We start from the raw sequence: 17677 nt of genomic DNA on the forward strand, positions 1-17677 counted from the left end.
GCGTCCTGCGCGGTGGCCCGACCCGAACGAGGACCGGCCCCCGCCGCCGAACAGCCCGCCCCCGGTCGAGCCGCGGCTGCGGCCGAACCCGGCCCCGGCGCCGCCGGAGCGGGAGCGGCCCGCACCGGACAGACCGGAACCGCCCCAGCCGCCCCGCGTCCCGCCCCGGGCCCCGGAACCGGCACCCAGCAGGCCGCCGGAGCGGCCCCCCGCACCGCGCGAAGCACGGCCCAGGGCGCCCGCCGCGGCCGGGGAGGACCCCAGGCGGCCCAGAGGGCCGGACCCGGCACCGCCCAGACGCCCCCGGCCCCGCCCCCCAAGACCAGCGCCGCCTCCTCCCCGGCCGCGGCCGCTGATTCCTCGACCGCCACCGGACCCGCCGGCCCCGAGGCTTCGGCCGGGGCCGCCACCCAGCAGCGACCGGAACCGGCCCGCCCGGCCGCCCGCACGCCCGGCACCGGCCGGGCCCCCGCGGCGTTCGGCCCTGCGGCGGGCGCCGCGCGCCATGTAGGCGACCGCGCCCACCGTGGCCACCGCGCCCACGGCCAGCAGCCCGGCCGGACCGGCGGCCCCGTAGGCGAGCCCGGACGCCGTGGCCAGGTTCGAGGCGCCCAGCTCCAGGAGCGGGGGCAGCGGGGGCGGACCCTCGCCCTCCTGCGCACCCTGGTCCTGGACACCGTCCTCGCCCAGGGGCTGCGGCTCGGGGTCGGGGGGATCGGCGGCCGCGAGCTCCTGGTCGTCCAGGTCGGGGAGCGGCTCCGCGGCGGGGATCTCAACATCATCGGTGTCGGTTGTGGTCACGTTCCCTCCTCTCAGAAAAGGCTGTTCAGGGTCGGGGTGAGCGCCGTGGCGAAGCGACCGATCGCGTCGGCGCCGCCGGTGACCAGGCCGACCGCGCCGGTGATCAGCCCGGCGACCGACTCCGGTGCCCGGAAGAACCACATGACCAGGGCGCCGATGACGAAGACGGGGATGAGCTGGGACAGGCAACCGCGGATCATGCGCACTCCTTGGTGAGGTCGGTGCGAGTGGGGGTGGTGGCCATCAGGTCCTCGAACCCGGGCAGGGGCAGCTGGTCGGCGCACAGCCCGCACCAGTCGTGCCAGGCCACCCGGTGCTTCCTGGGTTCGCGGCACGCCTTGTGCGGAGGCGGCGCCACCAGGAGCTGGTGCTCCTCTGTGGCGGCCACCGCGTCGGCGTACCGGTAGTGCGCGGCCTCGGCGGTGGCGTGGCACGCGCACTGCACGCGCCAGATGAGCGCCTCCCCCTCGGGGGTGTCCTCGCGGCGGCCGTAGCCGACCTCGGGGCGGTGGCGGATGTAGGGCACGGTGTTCTCCTTCCTTCGGTGTGGGTGGGTGCGGGGCCGCTCGCGCGTCAGCTCACCGCCCCGGAAAGGGGTGGTGTCACCTCGCGCGCCACGGCCCCCGGAGTGGTGCGCACACCCGCCCCGGCCGGGGTCGGGGAAGGTGTGCGCACCCGCCGGGGCGGATGGTGGTGCTCCTGTGGCACCCGCAGGTCAGTACGGGTGCCACAGGGCGGGGCGGGTCAGGCCTGCTGGCGGAACGCGGCCATCAGCTCCGCGTAGGCGGCGTCCTCAGCGAGCGCCTCCTTGTAGCGGGTGATCGAGCGGGCGCTCGTGTTCATCCGGCGGGCGGCGTCACGGATCCCGGGCTCCTGCCCCCGGCCGATCTGCCACTGGGCGTAGTCGATGAGCTGGCGGCGTCCCTGCTCCGGGGTGGCCGGGCGGGGCCAGGTCCGCCCCTCCAGCACCTCCTCCTCTTCCTCCTGTGCGGGGTGCGCCACGGGGTCCGCCACGGGGGCGTGCGGCACCGTGGCGGCGGGTGTGGCGGGCTGTGGCACCTGCTGGTCAGCGCCCGTGGCACCCGTGGCGGGCGCGGGCGGGTTGAGCATGACCGCCAGGGCGTCGGTGCCACGGGTGGCCATCGCGGTGATGCGCTCCTCGGCCAGCACCGCCAGCACCCGGCGGATCCGCTCGACCTCAACGGCCTCGGCGTCGACGGGGTCGGCCTCGACCCGCCCCGGCTCCGGGGCGGGGGCCGGCGCGGCCGCGCCCGCCTCGATGTCGGGGATGAACGCGCCCGACGCGGTGGCCTCCAGCCGCGACCGTTCGTCCGACCACGTCTGGGTGCGCCACTGGGCCGTGTTGGCCTTGATGACCGACCGGATGACCGCCGTGGTCCCCCAGGAGGCCGCGGAGGCGCCCAACGCGATGACCGCGCCCACGATCCCGACCGCGCCCAGCAGCCCGGTCTTACCGGCGACGATGCCCGCCGTGTTGAGGCCGACCGAGACCACCAGCAGGACCCCGATCGCGCCGAGCATGATGGCCAGCACCCGGCGGGCGTCGGACCCCAAGGCTGCGAGGTTGGCCTTGTTGTGGGTGCGCACCAGCCCCTGGAACGTCAGCAGCAGGATCACCGGCACGGTCAACAGCGCTTCGGCCAGGACCCCGACGCCGACCGCAACGGGCAGGTCCCACTCGGTGCGGGCCCAGGCCCCGATGCCCAACGCAGAGGCCGCCGACCCGGCCAGGGACACCGCGATGAGCATCCGGCGGATGCGCGGGTCCGCTTCGTGCAGCGCCAGCGAGGAAGCGGCGGGGTTGTCGGCCTCCTCGTAGGCGTCGATCGCCTCCAGTGTGGCCGCGGCCCGGTCCGCGCGGGTCTCGGCCATGGACAGCGCCCGCTCCCCGCGCTGGGCGCGGGACCGGCGCTGGCGGCGGGCGGCGGCGAGCTTGTCGTCGGCGGTCTCGGCCTGTTCGGCCAGCACCGCCCGTGAGACGGTGTCGGCGGCCGCGATGCGCTGGTCCAGCGTGCGCGGGTTCGCGGCCGGGTCGGCGTGCAGCGTGGTGGTGTCGACGCCGTGCAGGTCGTCGGTGGCCTTGTTGAGCTGGCGCCAGGCCTCGACGGCCTTCGCCGGGTCGTGGCCAGTCGGCGCCCCGGGCTCGGTGGTCTTCTTCCTCTTCATCAGCGGGTGTCCTCCTTCGGGGTCCGGCGCGCGCGGCGCTCGGGGACGGGCAGGGGGTGTTCGGTGTGGATCAGGTCGCGGCCGGTGGCGGCCAGGAGCACCGCGGTCGTGGTGCACAGCAGGGCCGCAGCGGCCAGCATCAGCACGGCGGTCATCGGGTCTTCCCGCAGGTCCAGCACACGTAGGCGCCGCGGAAGACGTCCCAGTCCATGGGCTGGGCGCCGCAGCAGCGGGGGGCGTGGCCGATCCGGGCCAGGCGGCGGATCAGGGCGCTCATGCGGCCGTCCCCCGCTCCGCGACGAGGTCGGCCTCGACGGTGTCGGTGGGCCAGGTGCCGTCGACGTCCACGGGCACCAGCTCCAGCACCGGCGCGGTGGGGGTGTCCAGGACCTCCCACACGGCCAGGAGCAGCAGCCGGGCGGGCAGCTCTCCGAGCCAGCGCTGGTAGCCCTCGACCAGGGCTCCGATCCGGGCCCGCTCCAGCGGGGTGGTGTGGGCTGCGACGCGGTGGGTGGCCGCCTCGACCTGCGCCAGGTCGGCGGAGTCGGTGACGATCTGCCAGGTGCAGGTGGGGCAGTCGCGGGTGGCGATCTGGCGCTGGCGGGTACGCTCGTTCTCGTACATCGGTGCCTCTTCCTGTTCAAGGTCGGTATGCAGGTGTGCGAGAGCCCCGCCGGGCCGTAATCCCGGCGGGGCTCGCTTCGTGTCGTGGGTGGTCAGGTCACCGGCGCGGGGTGCCGGGGTCGATCACGACCCCGTTCTCGATCACGACGCCACCCCCGAAGACGAAGTCGCCGTGCTCGGCGCCGGCCTCGGCCGCGGCGGCGAGCGCCTCCGCGACTCGCTCCGGGTCGCCATTGCCGATGGCGGAGTTCTTGATCCAGCTGGCCACGGGTGCGCTCCTTCGTGTGGGTGGTGCGGACCGGGCGGCCCCTGCGGCCCACCCCCCAGGACGGGAGGGGTGGACCACAGGCACCGGCCGGGCTAGAAGGGCACCCCGGTCCTCTCCTCCAGCACCCGGGCGCGGCGGGACTGGAGCTTGGAGATCTGCTCCTCAAGGAACATCAGCGGGACGTCGTCCTGGGGCAGGGACACCGTGATCTGACCCAGCCGCGGACCCAGGGTGAAGGCGTGCTTGCCCACGACCTGGGCGTGCAGGGTCCCCTCGGCCGCGTCGGGGTGCGCCTCGACCTGCACGGTCGTGGTCGGCGCCAGGTGATGCTGGGCGTAGACCGCGATCTGGGCGGTGAAGTCCAGCTGGTCGCTGGCGTGCACGGTCAGCGGCTCGACGTCGGTCTCCAACCCGAACCTGTCGAAGCTCACGATCCGGGTGAAGCCATCGGGGTTGTGCATGTCAGTCCTCTTCCTTGTGTGCGCGTGTGTGCTGGTCAGGCGGCGATGACATAGGTGGCGAGCAGGTACTGGGCGTGGGCCCGGCCGCGCTCGGCGGCCCGGCACAGCAGGCGGGTCAGGCCCTCGCGGACGTCGTCGGGGGTGGTCCACCGCGCGACGAGGCTGTCGACGCGCTTTGCGGTGGCCTTGGCCTTGTCCCTGGGGGCCGCAATGAGGCCCGCTGCGGCGGCCCAGACGCGGACCTTGTGCTGCTCATCGCGGGTCTCGGCGTCCTGCGCGCCCTGGTCCTCGGGGGTGTCGTTCGGGTGGTGCGGAGCGACCGTGGCGGGGGCGTCGGGGGCGGTGGCCTCGGGGTAGATCCGCATGTCGGGGTCGTGGGCGGCCTTGGGGTTCGTGGGGGCGGGGGTCTGGGCGGTCTCTCCGGAGTCGCCCCAGACCTGGGCGATCATCTGGTCGCGGCCCGCCATGAACACCAGCTCGCTGGCGCGGCGGCCGCCCAGGCGCTCGATCGTGCGGGCGATGTGCCAGTCGGTCTCGGTGGTGCCGCCGTGGGTGAGCACGCGGATCACTGCGGCGCGGGTGGTGCCGGCCTCCGTGGCGACCTGGGCGATCGACAGCTGCGACATCGCGTGCTCCTCTCTGATGGCGGTCAGGGATCACCCCTGCTCACCGGAGTCCACTCCCGGGCTAAGGCCTGCGGCCATGTGACTGTTATAGCACGCGATCGTTTAGTGTTCTAGTACACATGGAACAATAAGTCGTGAGCACGAGTTGGCAGGCTGCGGAGTCGCAGCCCGCATACCGGGCTATATACGCGTACTAGTACACTGACCTTGTTCACCACGAAGGAGCCGCACGTGTCCCCTCAGGTTCAGCGCACCGACCCGCCCTACCTGCAGGTCGTGAAGCACATCAAGGCCGAGATCGAATCCGGTGTTCTGCAGGATGGACAGAGGATCGACTCGGTTCGCAAGATCGTCGCCAAGTGGAACATCTCCTTGGCCACGGCGACCAAGGTCGTCAGCACTCTGAAGGCTGAAGGGCTGGTACGCAGCGAACCCGGAGTGGGCACAATCGTCACCCGCGAGCAGGCGGCAGCCAGCGCGAAGGACCGCGTGGTCCGCAGCATGGAGGGCCGGATCTACGCAGCAAATGAGCGCGCCGAGATCCGCGCGGCCGAACTGGTACCGGCACCCGAGGACGTCGCGGACGCCCTCGGCCTTCCGGCCGGGACGAACGTCATTCGGCGCCAACGGGTCACCCTTCGGGACGACGTACCGTCCTCGGCGAGCACGTCTTGGTTCAGTGGTGACTTGGCTGGCACGGCCCCACTGCTGTTGGAGGCGAGGCGGCTGCCCCAAGGCACTCCGAAGTACGTCGAGGAGCAGGCGGGGCTCGTTCCTGCTGTCGGCAAGGACCAGCTTCGCGCCGACATCGCTTCAGAAGAGGACTCCGCAGCGCTCGGAATCCCGCTGGGATCCCCGGTCCTGCGCAAGCAGAACTGGGTGTTCAGCTCCGAGGGTGACGTGATCGAGTTCGGCCAGTCCGTCTCGGTCGCCCGACGTTGGACTACCTACAACTACGAAATCTCCAGGTAGGAGCGACATGGAACTGCTGCACTCGGGAAAAGTGCGCGACGTCTACGCCGACGGTGACGACCTCATCCTGGTGGCCTCGGACCGCGTGAGTGTCTACGACGTCGTGCTGCCCACCCCCATCCCTGACAAGGGCAAGGTTCTGACCCAGCTCTCACTATGGTGGTTCGAGCAGCTGGCTGACGTGGCGCCCAACCACATCATCTCCGCCACTGACGTGCCTGCGGAGTGGGCCGGGCGGGCCATTCGATGCCAGAAACTCACCATGCTGCCGGTGGAGTGGATCGCCCGCGGTTACCTCGCGGGTCTCGGGCTCAAGGAGTACGAGAAGCAGGGCACGGTGTCAGGCATCGCGCTTCCCGACGGTCTGGTGGAGGCGTCCAAGCTTCCGGAGCCCATCTTCACTCCCACGACCAAGGCGGCCGAGGGCCACGACGAGTTCATCACCTTCGCGGACGTGGTCGAGGAGATCGGTCAGGAGACCGCCGATCGTCTTCGCACGGTGACCCTGGACGTGTACAAGCGGGGCGCCGAGATCGCGGCTGAGCGCGGCATCATCATCGCCGACACCAAGCTGGAGTTCGGCCGAGCGGCGGACGGCACCCTCGTACTCGCTGACGAGGTGCTGACCTCCGATTCCTCGAGGTTCTGGCCTGCGGATGACTGGCAGCCGGGCAGGCCCCAGCATGCGTTCGACAAGCAGTTCGTTCGGGACTGGTCGAGCACCGTCACCGACTGGGACCGCACCCCGCCCGGACCCGAGATCCCGGACGAGATCGTGGAGGCGACCCGGGCCCGGTACATCGAGGTCTACGAGCGGATCACTGGGAAGCGCTGGGAGGCGTGAGCATGTATCAGAGCTACGACCGCAACAAGCTGGTCCAGCAGGTGCGGGAGCTCCTGGAGCGCGAGGGCCTTCAGCCATTCGCACAGGACGACCCGAAACCGGAACACGCAGCGATGCTGCTCCTCCGCTCCTTTGGAATCGAGCCCGTGGTGGACCAGGTGGAAGCGCTCAAGGGTGCCATCAACCGCACATGGGAAGACAGTGACGAGGCTCGCGCCAGGCGGACCTGATCACAGACTTCACAGCGTCCCCGACGTTCGCGCCCCTGTAGTCTCAGACCACCTCAAGACCACCGACTGACCCCAGACATGACGAAGGCCCGGGGGCCTAATCCCGGGCCTAAGTCGAAGTCGATGAGCTGGCTGTCCAGATACGACAGTTAGCAATGCTCACCCCACATGAATGCATGGCCCACTGTAGCCGAATTAAGGCAAAAGTTGAGCCCGGGGTACCCCCAATCGGGGTGACGAGCGCCGCTACTGCCGTGCAAGGGCTGCCTGGAAAGCACCCATGAGCATCCTGCACATGCAGATGGTCTTCGACGCCGAAGGCCTCAACCACAGCGAGAAGGCCGTTCTCCTCGCCTACTGCAACTACACCGACGCCCACGGCTACGTCTGGGCAGGCGTCCCCCGCGTCAGCGATGACACCGGGGCCTCCGAGAGCACCGTCAAGCGGGTCCGGAGAGAACTCCAGGACCGCGGGCTCCTCGCGACTAAGCGCCGTGTCGACCCACGCACCGGTCGGTCCACCTCGAACATCACCCGCATCAACCTCGACCGCCTAGCGGCCATGAAGCGTGCCCCCCGCGAGTACGACGACAACGTCATCGAGGAGCTGGGGTTCACCGAGTCGGCCGAACCCCAGACCCCCTCTGACCTGCGGACAGGTCAATCTGATCTGGGGTCTGAACTGCGGATAGGTCAGATTGACCCCGGACCCGGGGTCAATCTGACCTCGCCAAAGGGACAGGTCAATCTGACCCCTAATCCATCAGATGAACCATCAGGTTCATCCTCCTCAGGGGCTGCTAGCACCACACCGTCCCCGGTGGCCTCCGCTGAAGAGGAGGAGGGGACGCCTTCGGCTGGAACCGAACGGTGGGGTGTGCTCCCCATCGACCTGGTCGTGGAAGCCACCGACGCGACCCGCGAGGAAGCCGCCGCGCTCGTGGAGATCCTGCGCCCGGAGGCCAAGAAGTCCCTGGGAGGCCTGATCCGCCGCATGGCCCAGAAGGGCGACCTCGACCACCGCCTGTGGCTGCTGCGCCGCCAGAGTGCACCCCAGGCCCGCACAGGGGGTTCCGGGCGGGCCGCCCGGTGTGCGCTGCACGTCCCGAGCCCGGTCCCCTGCGGGTCCTGCCGGGCCGACCTCGCGGTCGTCGGAGATACCGCTCAGGCCGTGATCGATCTGTACACCTCGCTCGGTCCCGACGCGGCGACCCTGCGACCGGACCTGGCCCGCCACCCCAGGATCGCGGTCCTGGCCGCCGTGTAGGCGTCCGACGTGGCGACCCTGCCGATCAACCTGTACCCGCAGCGGCGGTGACTTCGGCTACGTCCTGCACAACGAAATCGGGGCCGGACCCCCGAGCTACCAACCCTGGGTCCGGCCCCACCACCCCGTGAACGAGATGGAGATTCCAGTATGACCGACCAGCTCAACAGCGGCCTCGACTCCGACCGCCAGGCGTTCGTGTTCGACAGCGTGGAGACCGACGCGGTCCTGTCCGACGTCGCCAGCGAGATGTCCCTGATCGGGTGCCTGCTCGCCGCTGGTGCCGCCGCCGCGAACGTCGCCGCGTTCCACCAGGCCGCCGAGATCGTCCGCCCGGCGGACTTCTACCGGCCCGCCAACCGCATCATCTGGGAGCGCCTGGCGGCCATGGCTGACCGGGGCCTGCCCATCGAGCTTCCCACCTTGACCGCGGAGCTGCGCACCGCAGGAGACCTCAACCGCGTCCAGGGCGCCCCCTACCTGCTTCACCTCCAGGAGCAGGGGCTCACGCACGCGAACGCGACCTACTTCGCGAAGATGGTCACGGACGCCTCCATGCGCCGGCGCATGTACCAGACCTCGATCTCGATCGGCCAGATCGCGCGGACCGGCAAGGGCGACATGATGGCCCTGGTCGAGGAGGCCGACGCCCAGTGGGGGCAGGTGCATGCCACCGACACGGCCTCGGCCGACGGCGTCGAGCACTTCGGCGACGACATCATGACTGACCTGATCGACGACCTGTCCTCCGACGAGGACCCGATGGGGGTCCCCACCGGCTACGCCGACCTGGACGCCCTCCTGAACGGGTTCCACCCCGGCGAGCTGGTCGTTGTCGCGGCCCGCCCCGGCGTCGGCAAGACCACCCTGGGGTTGAACGTGGCCACGCACGCGGCCAGGAACGGCCACAAGGCCCTGTTCGTGTCGCTGGAGATGAACCGCAAGGAGATCGGTCACCGCATCCTGTCCGCGCAGACGTCCGTGCCGTTCTTCACCATCCGCAACAAGCTGCTGACGGAGGCGGACTGGGCGCGGCTGGCCGCCCACCGTGAGGAGATCGCCTCCTGGCCGCTGGTCATCTCCCACAACCCGGCGATCACGTTCCCTCAGGTCAAGGCCGAGATCCGCCGTCAGGCCCGCAAGGGGCTCAAGATCGCCGTCGTCGACTACCTCCAGCTCCTGCAGGACCCGGACTCCAAGTCGGCCGACAGCCGCGAGCGTGAGGTCGCCCTGATGACCCGGGGCCTGAAGGTCCTGGCCCAGCAGCTGGAGATCCCCATCATTGTGCTGTGCCAGCTCAACAGGGACTCGGCGAAGCGGGAGGACAAGCGCCCGAACGTGCACGAGCTGCGCGAGAGCGGCGCCGTCGAGCAGGACGCGAACGTCGTGCTCCTCATCCACCGCGAGGACGTCTACGACAAGGACTCCCCGAGGTCGGGGGAGGCGGACCTGATCGTGGGCAAGAGCCGCAACGGGCCCATGACCGACGTGACCGTGGCGTTCCAGGGGCACTACAGCCGCTTCGTGGACATGGCACCCGGGGTGTAGACCTCGCCCGCGAACCGCGGCCCCGCACCTGCGCACGGTGCGGGGCCGCCGCCGTGCCAGGGGCCCTTCCGGGAAGAGCGTGACCGTCACGCTGGTGGTCACGCGTGACGTCACGCCATTCCTCCTCCGCCCCGAACGGCGTCGTGCTTGAGTGGCACCGCCAACGCGAAGGAGCCCCCGTGAACGTGCAGACCCGACTCCGACCCCGCCCCGCTACTGACGACGACGTCCAGGCCCTCATCGACCTCCGCCTCGCCGCTGCCTCCTGGCTGCGCTCCATCGGCTCCGACCAGTGGCACAACACGGCCCGCGCCATCAACGACATCCGTTCCGGGGTCGCCTCCGGGACCACCTGGGTCATCGACCACGACGACCAGGTCGCCGCGATCCTGACCCTGGCCGGCCCCGACTTCGACTTCTGGACCCAGGACGACGACCCCGACAACGCCCTGTACCTGTACAAGTTCATGATCGGAGACGCGCGCCGGGGTACTGGCCTGGGCGACCGGTTCCTGGACTGGGCGTTCGGCCGGGCCGCAGCCCGGGGCAAGGCGTGGCTGCGCCTGGACTGCTGGCGCACCAACCCGGCCCTGCACCGGTACTACCTCGACCGCGGCTTCGAGCACCTGCGCACCGACGTCTTCCCCGGGAGGGGGAGCGGCGCCCTGTTTCAGCGCGCCACGGCTGAACCGGGGGCCGCCGGCAGCTGACAGAGGAACGAGGCCTTGCACCGGTACCGGCGCGGGGCCTCGTTCGGCGTGGCTGCCCTCTTGGTGGAGGTCCCGGTCCCCGAAGAAGGCTTCGGGGACCGGTCTTCCTCGTCGGCCCGGAACCGGAGAGTCCTGGTGATGTTCGGAGGGAGACCTTCAGTCACCCGCGATCAGTAACAGTAGAAATAGCAAGTTATAGGCAAGAGTTCCTTTTCGGGAGCTTTCGTTCTTTTTCGCGTGTGGTTGCGGTGTTTGTGCTGGTGGCGGCCGTTGGGGGTGCGGGTCGGTGCTTCTTGGGGGGCGGGGGCGCGGGTCCGGCGGTGGGTGGGGTGTGCGCAGGGATCTGGCGATCCGCAGGAGAGAGCCGGGAGGCACCCCATGAGGGCAAGGTCCAAGCGTTTCAAGGCCGCTGTTGCGGCTGGCATGGTCGCGGTGGTGCTCGCGACGGGTGCGGCATCGTGCACGGGCAAGAGCAAGAAGGCCCGGTGTGTGGCGGTCGAGCCGGTGAGCGTCGGTCAGACCAGGGCCGTGCAGTAGCAAGAAGTTCGGTTCGGTGGTTTGCCGATCACCCAGAAAGGGTAAAACATACAGTGAGGGGTGAGGGTGTCGCACCGCCGGGCACCCCGCCCCGCACCCCCCAGCGCCACCGTTGCTTGAGAACTCCACAGAGAGCCGAGAGGAGGTGAGCGCCAATGCGCGGAGCACCACTGAACACCGTTCTCCGGAACGGAGGGGAGGAGCCCGAGCCAGCCGGTGAGGGAGAGCACCCGTGGCCGGACACCACGATCACCCACCCCAAGGGCAAGTGAGCGCGGGGGCACCGGGAACCGTCCCGGTGCCCCACCCACCGCCGGGCATCCCGCCCGCACAGAACCGAGAGGAAGTGGCCACATGAACCCCACGATCATCCTTCGCAACTCCCAGGACGGCGAGCCGGACAAGGACGGGACGATCAACACCCCCCGCCCGACCCAGACCCCCTACCCCAAGAAGAAGTGAGCGCGGGGGCACCGGGAACCGTCCCGGTGCCCCACCCACCGCCGGACCCGCGCCCCCGCCCCCCAAGAAGGGTGAGAGCGCAGGTATCTTGCCCGTGGTGCGCTGGTGTGGCGTCTGGCTTGGGATGGGGCGAGGGGCTGGCCGGTCCGCGGTGTGAGGGAGTTGGTGGGGGCGAGGCCCGGTCTGGGTGCGGCGGTCGGGTGGTGTGCCGGCTGGAGCAACTCCTGGTGGGGAAGACGGAGAGCAAGTTATAGCTGAGGGTGACCTTTTTGGGTCGTTCTCAGTTTTTTTGTGTGTTTTTGCGGTGTTTGTGCTGGTGGCGGTGTGTGGGTGGCCTGGGTCAGGGCTTCTTGCGGGCGGGGCGCAGCTCCGGCGGGGGCTGGTGAGCGCGCAGGGATCTGGCGATCCGCAGGAAAGTTCAACCCCGGTGGTTTCGCCACCAGGGAAATGGGTAAAATCTACAGTGAGGGAATCGCATGGACCTCTCGACCCAGACCCAGCCGCTCGGCGGTCAGTGCCCCCAGTGCCGGGGAGCGGGAACCACCGACGGTGGCCGCACCTGCACCGCCTGTGGCGGTAGCGGCCAGTGGTGACCAGCACCACCTAGCACCCCAGCGCCACCGGGGCACCCGCTACGGCGGGTGCCCCACCCCCCCAGCACCACGGTTGCTTGAGAACTCCACAGAGAGCCCAGGAGGCAGCGCATGTACCTCGTGATCGTCGTCGTGGTCATCGTCCACAACCCCGGGAACGGCCAGCCGGGCCCGGGCGGGACGGCCGCCCCCCAGCCGCCGAGCCCCTTCCCGTTCGGCTTCACGCCGGGCAGGGTGCTCCCGCTCAGGTCGCCGCTGTACTGAGTGGCGCAGGGGGCCACCGGCCGCCGGTGGGTGGCCCCCGCCGGAGCCGCGCCCCGCCCGCAAGAAGGGTGAGAGCGCAGGTATCACTGGAGTGGGGCCATCGGCGTGGCGACCTGGATGTGGGCCGTGGTGGGTTCGGTCTGGGGGGAGCTGGGGGTTTGTGCGGGTGGGCTGCGGGTCCGGGTCGAGGGCCTGCGCGGCGGTGCCAGATGGGGGCTTGGTCGAGCGGGCGCCCCGAGGCGGGTCCGGTCTGGGGGGAGCTGGGTGCGGCGGTCGGGTGGTGTGCCGGCTGGAGCAACTCCTGGTGGGGAAGACGGAGAGCAAGTTATAGCTGAGGGTGACCTTTTTGGGTCGTCCTCAGTTTTTTTGTGTGTTTGCGGTGTTTGCGTTGGTTGGTGTTGTTGGGGCTGTGGGTCGGTGCTTCTTGGGGGGCGGGGGCGCGGGTCCGGCGGTGGGTGGGGTGCGCGCAGGGATCTGGCGATCCGCAGGAAAGTTCAACCCCGGTGGTTTCGCCACCAGGGAAATGGGTAAAATCTACAGTGAGGGAATCGCATGGACCTCTCGACCCAGACCCAGCCGCTCGGCGGTCAGTGCCCCCAGTGCCGGGGGGCGGGAACCACCGACGGTGGCCGCACCTGTACCGCCTGTGGCGGTAGCGGCCAGTGGTGACCAGCGCCACCTAGCGCCACCTAGCGCCACCTAGCGCCACCTAGCGCCACCTAGCGCCACCTAGCACCCCAGCGCCACCGGGGCACCCGCTACAGCGGGTGCCCCACCCCCCCAGCACCGCCAAGGACCACCGTTCCTTGAGAACTCCACAGAGCGCCGAAGGGAGGTGAGACCCATGGTGATGGACCCGCCCACGAAGCCGCGCCCCCAGGGTCCGCAGGGCCCCCGCCCCGCCGACCGGAGCTAGAACAGCCCCAGCAGGAACCACACGAGGAGGAACCCGCCATGGCCGACAAGGACGCGAAGAAGCTCCGCAAGGAGATCCAGAAGGAGACCACGAAGCTCCGCCGGGGCATCCAGGAGAACTCGCGGAACTTCCGCGATGGCAAGCCGCTGCGCCGCCGCAAGAGCGGGAGCAACTGAGCCCCACCCACCGCCGGACCCGCGCCCCCGCCCCCCAAGAAGGGTGAGAGCGCAGGTATCACACGCAACTGGTGTGGGTGTGTCGTGGTTGGATGTGCGGCCCGTACGGGTCGGTCGATATGCGAGGAGACAGGTGTAGTGGTCGAGCAGGAGAGTCCCGCGGAGGAGTGGGTGACGTTGAAGGAGTGGGCGGCGCTGGTGGGGTACAGCCACGGCTACGCGGTGCATGTGATGCCGCGGATCTATGCGGACTTCCCGGCGCCGGAGCAGCCGCGGCGGGGGGTGAGTGCCAAGGGCGGGGGCGGGGGCAGTGCCCTGTACGACCCGGTCAAGCTGGAGCCGTTCCGGCCGCGCCGGCCTGATCCGGTGGAGCTGGCTGCGGAGGACTTGGACCGGGAGGTGACGCTGGGCGGGTTCGCGAAGCTGATCGGTGTGGACGGGCGCAGCGTGTCGCAGATCAAGGACGACCGGCCGGACACGCTGCCCGACACGGTGGACGGCCGGCGGTGGTATCCACGGGCGCAGTTCTTCGCGCGGGACCTGCTGTTGATGTGGAACAGCCGGCCCGGGCGGGGGGCGGGGTCGGACAAGCGTCGTCCGCCGCTGCCGTGGAAGGAGGAGGGGCCGGGCTCCTGAGGGGCTGGCGGTTCCTCGCCCGCGCACCCTTGCCTTTCGCTCCTCCCCTGCCGGGCCGTCTTGCTCTGCTGTGCTCCTGGCGGGGGTCTTCGCCCAGGTGGGGCGGCCCTGCCCTGCGGGGCGTCCTTCCTGGTCCCGAAAAGTCGGGTGTGTGGGCTGTTTTGTGGGTGATTGGTGCGAACCAGGGGGTTTTGATGTGCGTCCTAGTCGCCGTAGGCGCGCTCCCGGCCCCTTGCTGTTTGGGGCGGGTTGAGCGCGCGGGGATCGTGTTGGACCACCAGGGGGTTGCGCGTGGCGTGGGTGACGACGCTGGGCCCGGATGCTTCCCAGGTCGACTACCGGCTGCAGAGCCAGTGCGGTTGCGACCAGGCCGCCCACACCCACGCCGAGGACTCCCAGGAGCACGCCCACGGTGACGAGGCTGCCCGGGCGGCCGAGGACTACCGGCTGTACGGGGCCGCGCGTGCGGTGGAGCGGGTCGGGTCGGGGTGGGCGGCGTTCGGTGAGCGGGCCGGCACCACCCTGGACGATGAGGCCGCGCTGGAGTCGATGCGCCAGGTGATGGCCGGGCGCGATCCGCGCACCGGTCAGCAGCTGGTGGTCCCGAAGATGGCCGTGGACCCACGCGCCAAGCTCGAGGCCGCCCCGTTGGTGGAGGCGGTGCGGGCGGTGGCCGAGGCCGCGCACATGGACCCGTCCGCGTTGTTGGAGTCGCCGCGTCTGGCCGCCCGGTTCGCCCGCCTGGAGAAGGGCCTGGTGCGTGACGGGCAGGGGCACCGGGCGCCGGTGGCGGAGCTGGAGGCGATCGCCGAGGCCGCGGGTGTGGACCCGGGCCGGGTGTGGGATGCGGCGGAGCTGGAGCGGGCGCGCGCTCATGGCGATGATCGTGTGCGGGTGGGCAACCGGGGCTATGACCTGGTGCTGAACATGCCCAAGAGCGTGTCCTTGGCCTTCGCGCTGGCGGATGAGAAGACGGCTGCGCAGGTCGAGGAGATCTACCTGGAGTCGGTGCGCGAGACCGTGGCCGACGTGGAGGGGTGGGTCGCCTACGGGATGAGCGGCCATCACGGTGACGGTGAGCGGGCCCAGCGGGTTCAGGCCAGCGGGTTCGCGGCCTCGATCACGCTGCACCGCTCGGCCCGGCCGGTGGAGGGGCAGATCGGTGATCCGCACATCCACGCGCACGTGATGATCCCGAACATGGTCCAGTGCGCTGATGGCAAGTGGCGGACCTTGGCGGCGGGCGGGCGTGATCTGCACCGGCATGTGGCGTTGGCGGGTGAGCTGGCCAAGGCGCGGATGCGCGAGAAGCTGACGCGCCGCTTGGGGGCGGTGTGGGAGCAGGACGAGCGCACGGGTGAGTGGGAGATCGCCGGGTTCGACCCGGCGCTGCGCGGGGTGTTCAGTTCGCGGGCTCGGCAGATCAACGCCCTGGTGGGGGAGGACGCCTCCCGGGAGCACAAGCAGGCCGCGGGGCGGGTGCTGGCCGAGGCCAAGAACCCGTTGAGCGAGACCGGCACGGCCCGTCAGGCGTGGCGGGCCCGGGCCCAGGCGTCGGGTTTTGACGTGGACGCGGTGGTCACCGGCGCGCTCCCCGGGGCCCCGGGTCAGGGGCCCGAGACCACCCGGCCGTCGCTGGAGGAGCTCATCGCCCAGGTCTGGGATCCGCGGACGGGGGTGACCTCCCAGCGCAAGGTGGTCAACCGGGCGCAGGTGATGGCCGCGGTGGCGGCCGCGCTGCCGGGCGGGGTGGGCCGGCTCTCGGAGCTGGAGGTGCTCACCGACGCCGTGATGGGCTCGGACGAGGCGGTGGCGCTGCCCACCAGCGAGGGCGCGCACCTGTCCAACGCCGACCGGGTGAGCTCGAGGCGGATCGTGGAGGCTGAGCGCACGATCACCGCCTCGGCCAAGCGGCGCCTGGGCCAGGGCGCGGCGGTGGTGGAGCGCACGCAGGCGGTGGCGGTGCTGGGCGCCTTCGAGGCCGAGCGCGGGTTCGCTTTGTCGGCGGAGCAGCGGCGGGTGGCCGCGCGGCTGATGGGTGCGGGCCATGGCCTGGACATGGTGCGGGGTGTGGCCGGGGCCGGTAAGACGACGCTGATGAGCGCGGTCAACACCGGGTGGGAGGCGGCCGGGTACAAGGTCGAGGGCGCCGCGGTCGCGGCGGTGGCCGCCTCCAACTTGCAGGCGGAGTCGGGGATCACCTCGAGCACCGTGGCCACCTGGCTGCAGCGCATCGATGCCGGGCCCGGCCTTGAGGGTGTGGACGTGCTGGTGGTGGACGAGGCCGCGATGGTCAACGACTTGGACATGGCGGTGCTGGTGGCCGAGGCCGAGCGCACCGGCACCAAGATCGTGGGCATCGGCGACCCCAAGCAGCTTCGGGCGATCGGGGTCGGGGGGACGTTCTCGGCGGTGCACACCCTGGTCAAGGGCGACACCTTGACGCACAACCGCCGGCAGAGCGATGCGGTGGACCAGCAGGCGCTGGCGGCGTGGCTGGAGGAGGGGCGCGAGGTCGCTTTGTCGGTGTGGGGGCGTGCGGGGCGGGTGCACGCCGCCGAGCGCGCCCACCAGGCGCACGAGGCCATCGCCCAGGCCTGGTGGGGGGACCGCCGGGGGATCGGGGACCGGTTCCAGGGTGTGGAGGACGTGCTGGTTTTGGCGGCCCGCAACGGGGACGTGGACGAGCTCAACCACCGCATCCGCTCCCTTGCCCGGGCGGGCGGCCACCTGCAGGGCGATGAGGTCGGTTTCGCGCTGCGGGGCGGGGAGCGGCTGGCATTGGCGGCCGGTGACGTGGTGCGGGTGCGCCGCAACGACTACCGGTCCCGGCGCGGTGAGGGCGAGGACGTCCTCAACGGGTTCCGCGGGGTGGTGGCCGAGGTGGAGGCCCGGCGCGGGGCGCGGGTGGAGTGGCGCCGCCGTGGTCGTGTGCACAGCGCCTGGATCAGCCCTGAGGCGATCGGGCGGGGTGATCTGAGCCATGGGTATGCGATGACGATCGCGGCGGCTCAGGGGCTCACGTGTGCGCGTGTGCACGTGTACGGGATTGGGGCGGACGCCCATTCGCTGTATCCGGCGATGACGCGCTCGCGCAAGCGCGCGGATCTGTACTTGGCCTCGGAGGCGCTGCAGGATCCGAAGCTGCGGGAGCGCCTGGCGGGTGCGCGCAACGACAAGGACGTGGTGGAGGCGTGCGTCAGCGCGTACGCGCGCACGCTGGAGGTGCGCAGTGAGGGGCTGGTCATCGATGAGCTGGACGGTGGCCGGTCTGAGCGGGCGCAGGGCGCGCCCCGTCAGCGTCCCAATGTGGGTCCCGGGCGCGGGGGTATCGATGCGCCGGTGGGTGTGGACAAGGCGCTGGGCAAGTTCGCCGCCCGCAAGGGTGCGGCGGGGCCGGTCAACCGGCGTGGGAGCGGCCCGGGGCGCAGGGGCGGGCGGGCCAAGTAGGGTCCGCCCGCCCCTTGCGGGGTCCTGGTGCTTGGTGGGGCGGAGCCCCTAGGTCTGGGGTAGGAACTTGTCGCAGGCCAGATGGTCAGGCCCTTTTTGGGGCTG

General features: G+C 70.8%; 20 protein-coding genes and 1 pseudogene. 11 read left to right on the forward strand and 10 right to left on the reverse strand.

From position 1 onward, the window contains the following. The 10 genes and pseudogenes from ACFWTE_RS11410 to ACFWTE_RS11455 all read right to left on the reverse strand — a co-directional run. Nucleotides 1-801: pseudogene (locus ACFWTE_RS11410) on the reverse strand (hypothetical protein); the annotation flags it as partial. A gap of 11 nt (nucleotides 802-812) precedes the next feature. Then, nucleotides 813-1001: a hypothetical protein gene (locus ACFWTE_RS11415; protein WP_378779235.1), complete on the reverse strand. Its 189-nt coding sequence runs from the start codon at nucleotides 999-1001 to the stop codon at nucleotides 813-815. After that, a complete protein-coding gene (locus ACFWTE_RS11420) occupies nucleotides 998-1327 on the reverse strand; it encodes a hypothetical protein (RefSeq protein ID WP_378779236.1) in 330 nt (109 codons plus the stop codon). The genes ACFWTE_RS11415 and ACFWTE_RS11420 overlap by 4 nt, the downstream gene beginning before the upstream one ends. A gap of 218 nt (nucleotides 1328-1545) precedes the next feature. Then, the gene (locus ACFWTE_RS11425) at nucleotides 1546-2988 is read right to left on the reverse strand and encodes a hypothetical protein (RefSeq protein WP_378779237.1); all 1443 of its coding nucleotides are present in this window, start codon (nucleotides 2986-2988) and stop codon (nucleotides 1546-1548) included. Beyond that, a complete protein-coding gene (locus tag ACFWTE_RS11430) occupies nucleotides 2988-3143 on the reverse strand; it encodes a hypothetical protein (protein WP_378779238.1) in 156 nt (51 codons plus the stop codon). Before ACFWTE_RS11430 ends, ACFWTE_RS11425 begins: the two co-directional genes overlap by 1 nt. Further along, nucleotides 3140-3265 carry a hypothetical protein gene (locus ACFWTE_RS11435; RefSeq protein WP_378779239.1) on the reverse strand — a complete coding sequence of 42 codons (126 nt, stop codon included), beginning with the start codon at nucleotides 3263-3265 and terminating at the stop codon, nucleotides 3140-3142. Before ACFWTE_RS11435 ends, ACFWTE_RS11430 begins: the two co-directional genes overlap by 4 nt. After that, nucleotides 3262-3612: a hypothetical protein gene (locus ACFWTE_RS11440; RefSeq protein WP_378779240.1), complete on the reverse strand. Its 351-nt coding sequence runs from the start codon at nucleotides 3610-3612 to the stop codon at nucleotides 3262-3264. The genes ACFWTE_RS11435 and ACFWTE_RS11440 overlap by 4 nt, the downstream gene beginning before the upstream one ends. A 97-nt stretch (nucleotides 3613-3709) precedes the next feature. Next, entirely contained in the window at nucleotides 3710-3880 is a 171-nt protein-coding gene (locus ACFWTE_RS11445; protein WP_378779241.1) for a hypothetical protein, read from the reverse strand. 92 nt (nucleotides 3881-3972) lie between these two features. After that, a complete protein-coding gene (locus ACFWTE_RS11450; protein ID WP_378779242.1) occupies nucleotides 3973-4341 on the reverse strand; it encodes a hypothetical protein in 369 nt (122 codons plus the stop codon). Between the two features lie 35 nt (nucleotides 4342-4376). Then, entirely contained in the window at nucleotides 4377-4967 is a 591-nt protein-coding gene (locus ACFWTE_RS11455) for a hypothetical protein (RefSeq protein ID WP_378779243.1), read from the reverse strand. 207 nt (nucleotides 4968-5174) lie between these two features. Here ACFWTE_RS11455 and ACFWTE_RS11460 point away from each other — a divergent pair, with 207 nt between their 5' ends. The 11 genes from ACFWTE_RS11460 (at nucleotide 5175) to mobF (ending at nucleotide 17572) form a co-directional block, all read left to right on the forward strand. Further along, nucleotides 5175-5939: a GntR family transcriptional regulator gene (locus ACFWTE_RS11460; protein ID WP_378779244.1), complete on the forward strand. Its 765-nt coding sequence runs from the start codon at nucleotides 5175-5177 to the stop codon at nucleotides 5937-5939. 7 nt (nucleotides 5940-5946) lie between these two features. Beyond that, a complete protein-coding gene (locus tag ACFWTE_RS11465; protein ID WP_378779245.1) occupies nucleotides 5947-6783 on the forward strand; it encodes a phosphoribosylaminoimidazolesuccinocarboxamide synthase in 837 nt (278 codons plus the stop codon). A 2-nt stretch (nucleotides 6784-6785) separates the two neighbouring features. Beyond that, nucleotides 6786-7013, forward strand: coding sequence for a hypothetical protein (locus ACFWTE_RS11470; RefSeq protein ID WP_378779246.1), 228 nt, complete (start codon nucleotides 6786-6788; stop codon nucleotides 7011-7013). Between the two features lie 280 nt (nucleotides 7014-7293). Further along, entirely contained in the window at nucleotides 7294-8280 is a 987-nt protein-coding gene (locus tag ACFWTE_RS11475; protein WP_378779247.1) for a helix-turn-helix domain-containing protein, read from the forward strand. Between the two features lie 150 nt (nucleotides 8281-8430). Further along, on the forward strand, nucleotides 8431-9828 hold the full coding sequence (locus ACFWTE_RS11480) for a replicative DNA helicase (protein WP_378779248.1): 1398 nt from the start codon (nucleotides 8431-8433) through the stop codon (nucleotides 9826-9828). Nucleotides 9829-10007: 179 nt separating this feature from the next. Further along, on the forward strand, nucleotides 10008-10538 hold the full coding sequence (locus ACFWTE_RS11485) for a GNAT family N-acetyltransferase (RefSeq protein WP_378779249.1): 531 nt from the start codon (nucleotides 10008-10010) through the stop codon (nucleotides 10536-10538). A 378-nt stretch (nucleotides 10539-10916) separates the two neighbouring features. Continuing rightward, a complete protein-coding gene (locus ACFWTE_RS11490) occupies nucleotides 10917-11075 on the forward strand; it encodes a hypothetical protein (protein ID WP_378779250.1) in 159 nt (52 codons plus the stop codon). 1166 nt (nucleotides 11076-12241) lie between these two features. Continuing rightward, the gene (locus ACFWTE_RS11495; protein WP_378779251.1) at nucleotides 12242-12394 is read left to right on the forward strand and encodes a hypothetical protein; all 153 of its coding nucleotides are present in this window, start codon (nucleotides 12242-12244) and stop codon (nucleotides 12392-12394) included. 954 nt (nucleotides 12395-13348) lie between these two features. Further along, the gene (locus tag ACFWTE_RS11500) at nucleotides 13349-13486 is read left to right on the forward strand and encodes a hypothetical protein (protein ID WP_378779252.1); all 138 of its coding nucleotides are present in this window, start codon (nucleotides 13349-13351) and stop codon (nucleotides 13484-13486) included. A 138-nt stretch (nucleotides 13487-13624) separates the two neighbouring features. Beyond that, on the forward strand, nucleotides 13625-14122 hold the full coding sequence (locus ACFWTE_RS11505; RefSeq protein ID WP_378779253.1) for a hypothetical protein: 498 nt from the start codon (nucleotides 13625-13627) through the stop codon (nucleotides 14120-14122). Nucleotides 14123-14413: 291 nt separating this feature from the next. Beyond that, a complete protein-coding gene (gene mobF / locus ACFWTE_RS11510) occupies nucleotides 14414-17572 on the forward strand; it encodes a MobF family relaxase (protein WP_378779254.1) in 3159 nt (1052 codons plus the stop codon). Nucleotides 17573-17677 lie beyond the last annotated feature (105 nt).

The organism is Nocardiopsis sp. NPDC058631 (assembly GCF_042716955.1).
Classification (GTDB): Bacteria; Actinomycetota; Actinomycetes; order Streptosporangiales; family Streptosporangiaceae; genus Nocardiopsis.

Excerpts from the sequence above, each read along its gene's own strand:
- ACFWTE_RS11415 (WP_378779235.1), bottom strand. The coding sequence starts at position 1,001 with ATGATCCGCGGTTGCCTGTCCCAGCTCATCCCCGTCTTCGTCATCGGC.
- ACFWTE_RS11425 (WP_378779237.1), bottom strand. The coding sequence starts at position 2,988 with ATGAAGAGGAAGAAGACCACCGAGCCCGGGGCGCCGACTGGCCACGAC.
- ACFWTE_RS11430 (WP_378779238.1), bottom strand. The coding sequence starts at position 3,143 with ATGACCGCCGTGCTGATGCTGGCCGCTGCGGCCCTGCTGTGCACCACG.
- ACFWTE_RS11435 (WP_378779239.1), bottom strand. The coding sequence starts at position 3,265 with ATGAGCGCCCTGATCCGCCGCCTGGCCCGGATCGGCCACGCCCCCCGC.
- ACFWTE_RS11440 (WP_378779240.1), bottom strand. The coding sequence starts at position 3,612 with ATGTACGAGAACGAGCGTACCCGCCAGCGCCAGATCGCCACCCGCGAC.
- ACFWTE_RS11450 (WP_378779242.1), bottom strand. The coding sequence starts at position 4,341 with ATGCACAACCCCGATGGCTTCACCCGGATCGTGAGCTTCGACAGGTTC.
- ACFWTE_RS11455 (WP_378779243.1), bottom strand. The coding sequence starts at position 4,967 with ATGTCGCAGCTGTCGATCGCCCAGGTCGCCACGGAGGCCGGCACCACC.
- ACFWTE_RS11465 (WP_378779245.1), top strand. The coding sequence starts at position 5,947 with ATGGAACTGCTGCACTCGGGAAAAGTGCGCGACGTCTACGCCGACGGT.
- ACFWTE_RS11470 (WP_378779246.1), top strand. The coding sequence starts at position 6,786 with ATGTATCAGAGCTACGACCGCAACAAGCTGGTCCAGCAGGTGCGGGAG.
- ACFWTE_RS11475 (WP_378779247.1), top strand. The coding sequence starts at position 7,294 with ATGAGCATCCTGCACATGCAGATGGTCTTCGACGCCGAAGGCCTCAAC.
- ACFWTE_RS11480 (WP_378779248.1), top strand. The coding sequence starts at position 8,431 with ATGACCGACCAGCTCAACAGCGGCCTCGACTCCGACCGCCAGGCGTTC.
- ACFWTE_RS11490 (WP_378779250.1), top strand. The coding sequence starts at position 10,917 with ATGAGGGCAAGGTCCAAGCGTTTCAAGGCCGCTGTTGCGGCTGGCATG.
- ACFWTE_RS11495 (WP_378779251.1), top strand. The coding sequence starts at position 12,242 with ATGTACCTCGTGATCGTCGTCGTGGTCATCGTCCACAACCCCGGGAAC.
- ACFWTE_RS11500 (WP_378779252.1), top strand. The coding sequence starts at position 13,349 with ATGGCCGACAAGGACGCGAAGAAGCTCCGCAAGGAGATCCAGAAGGAG.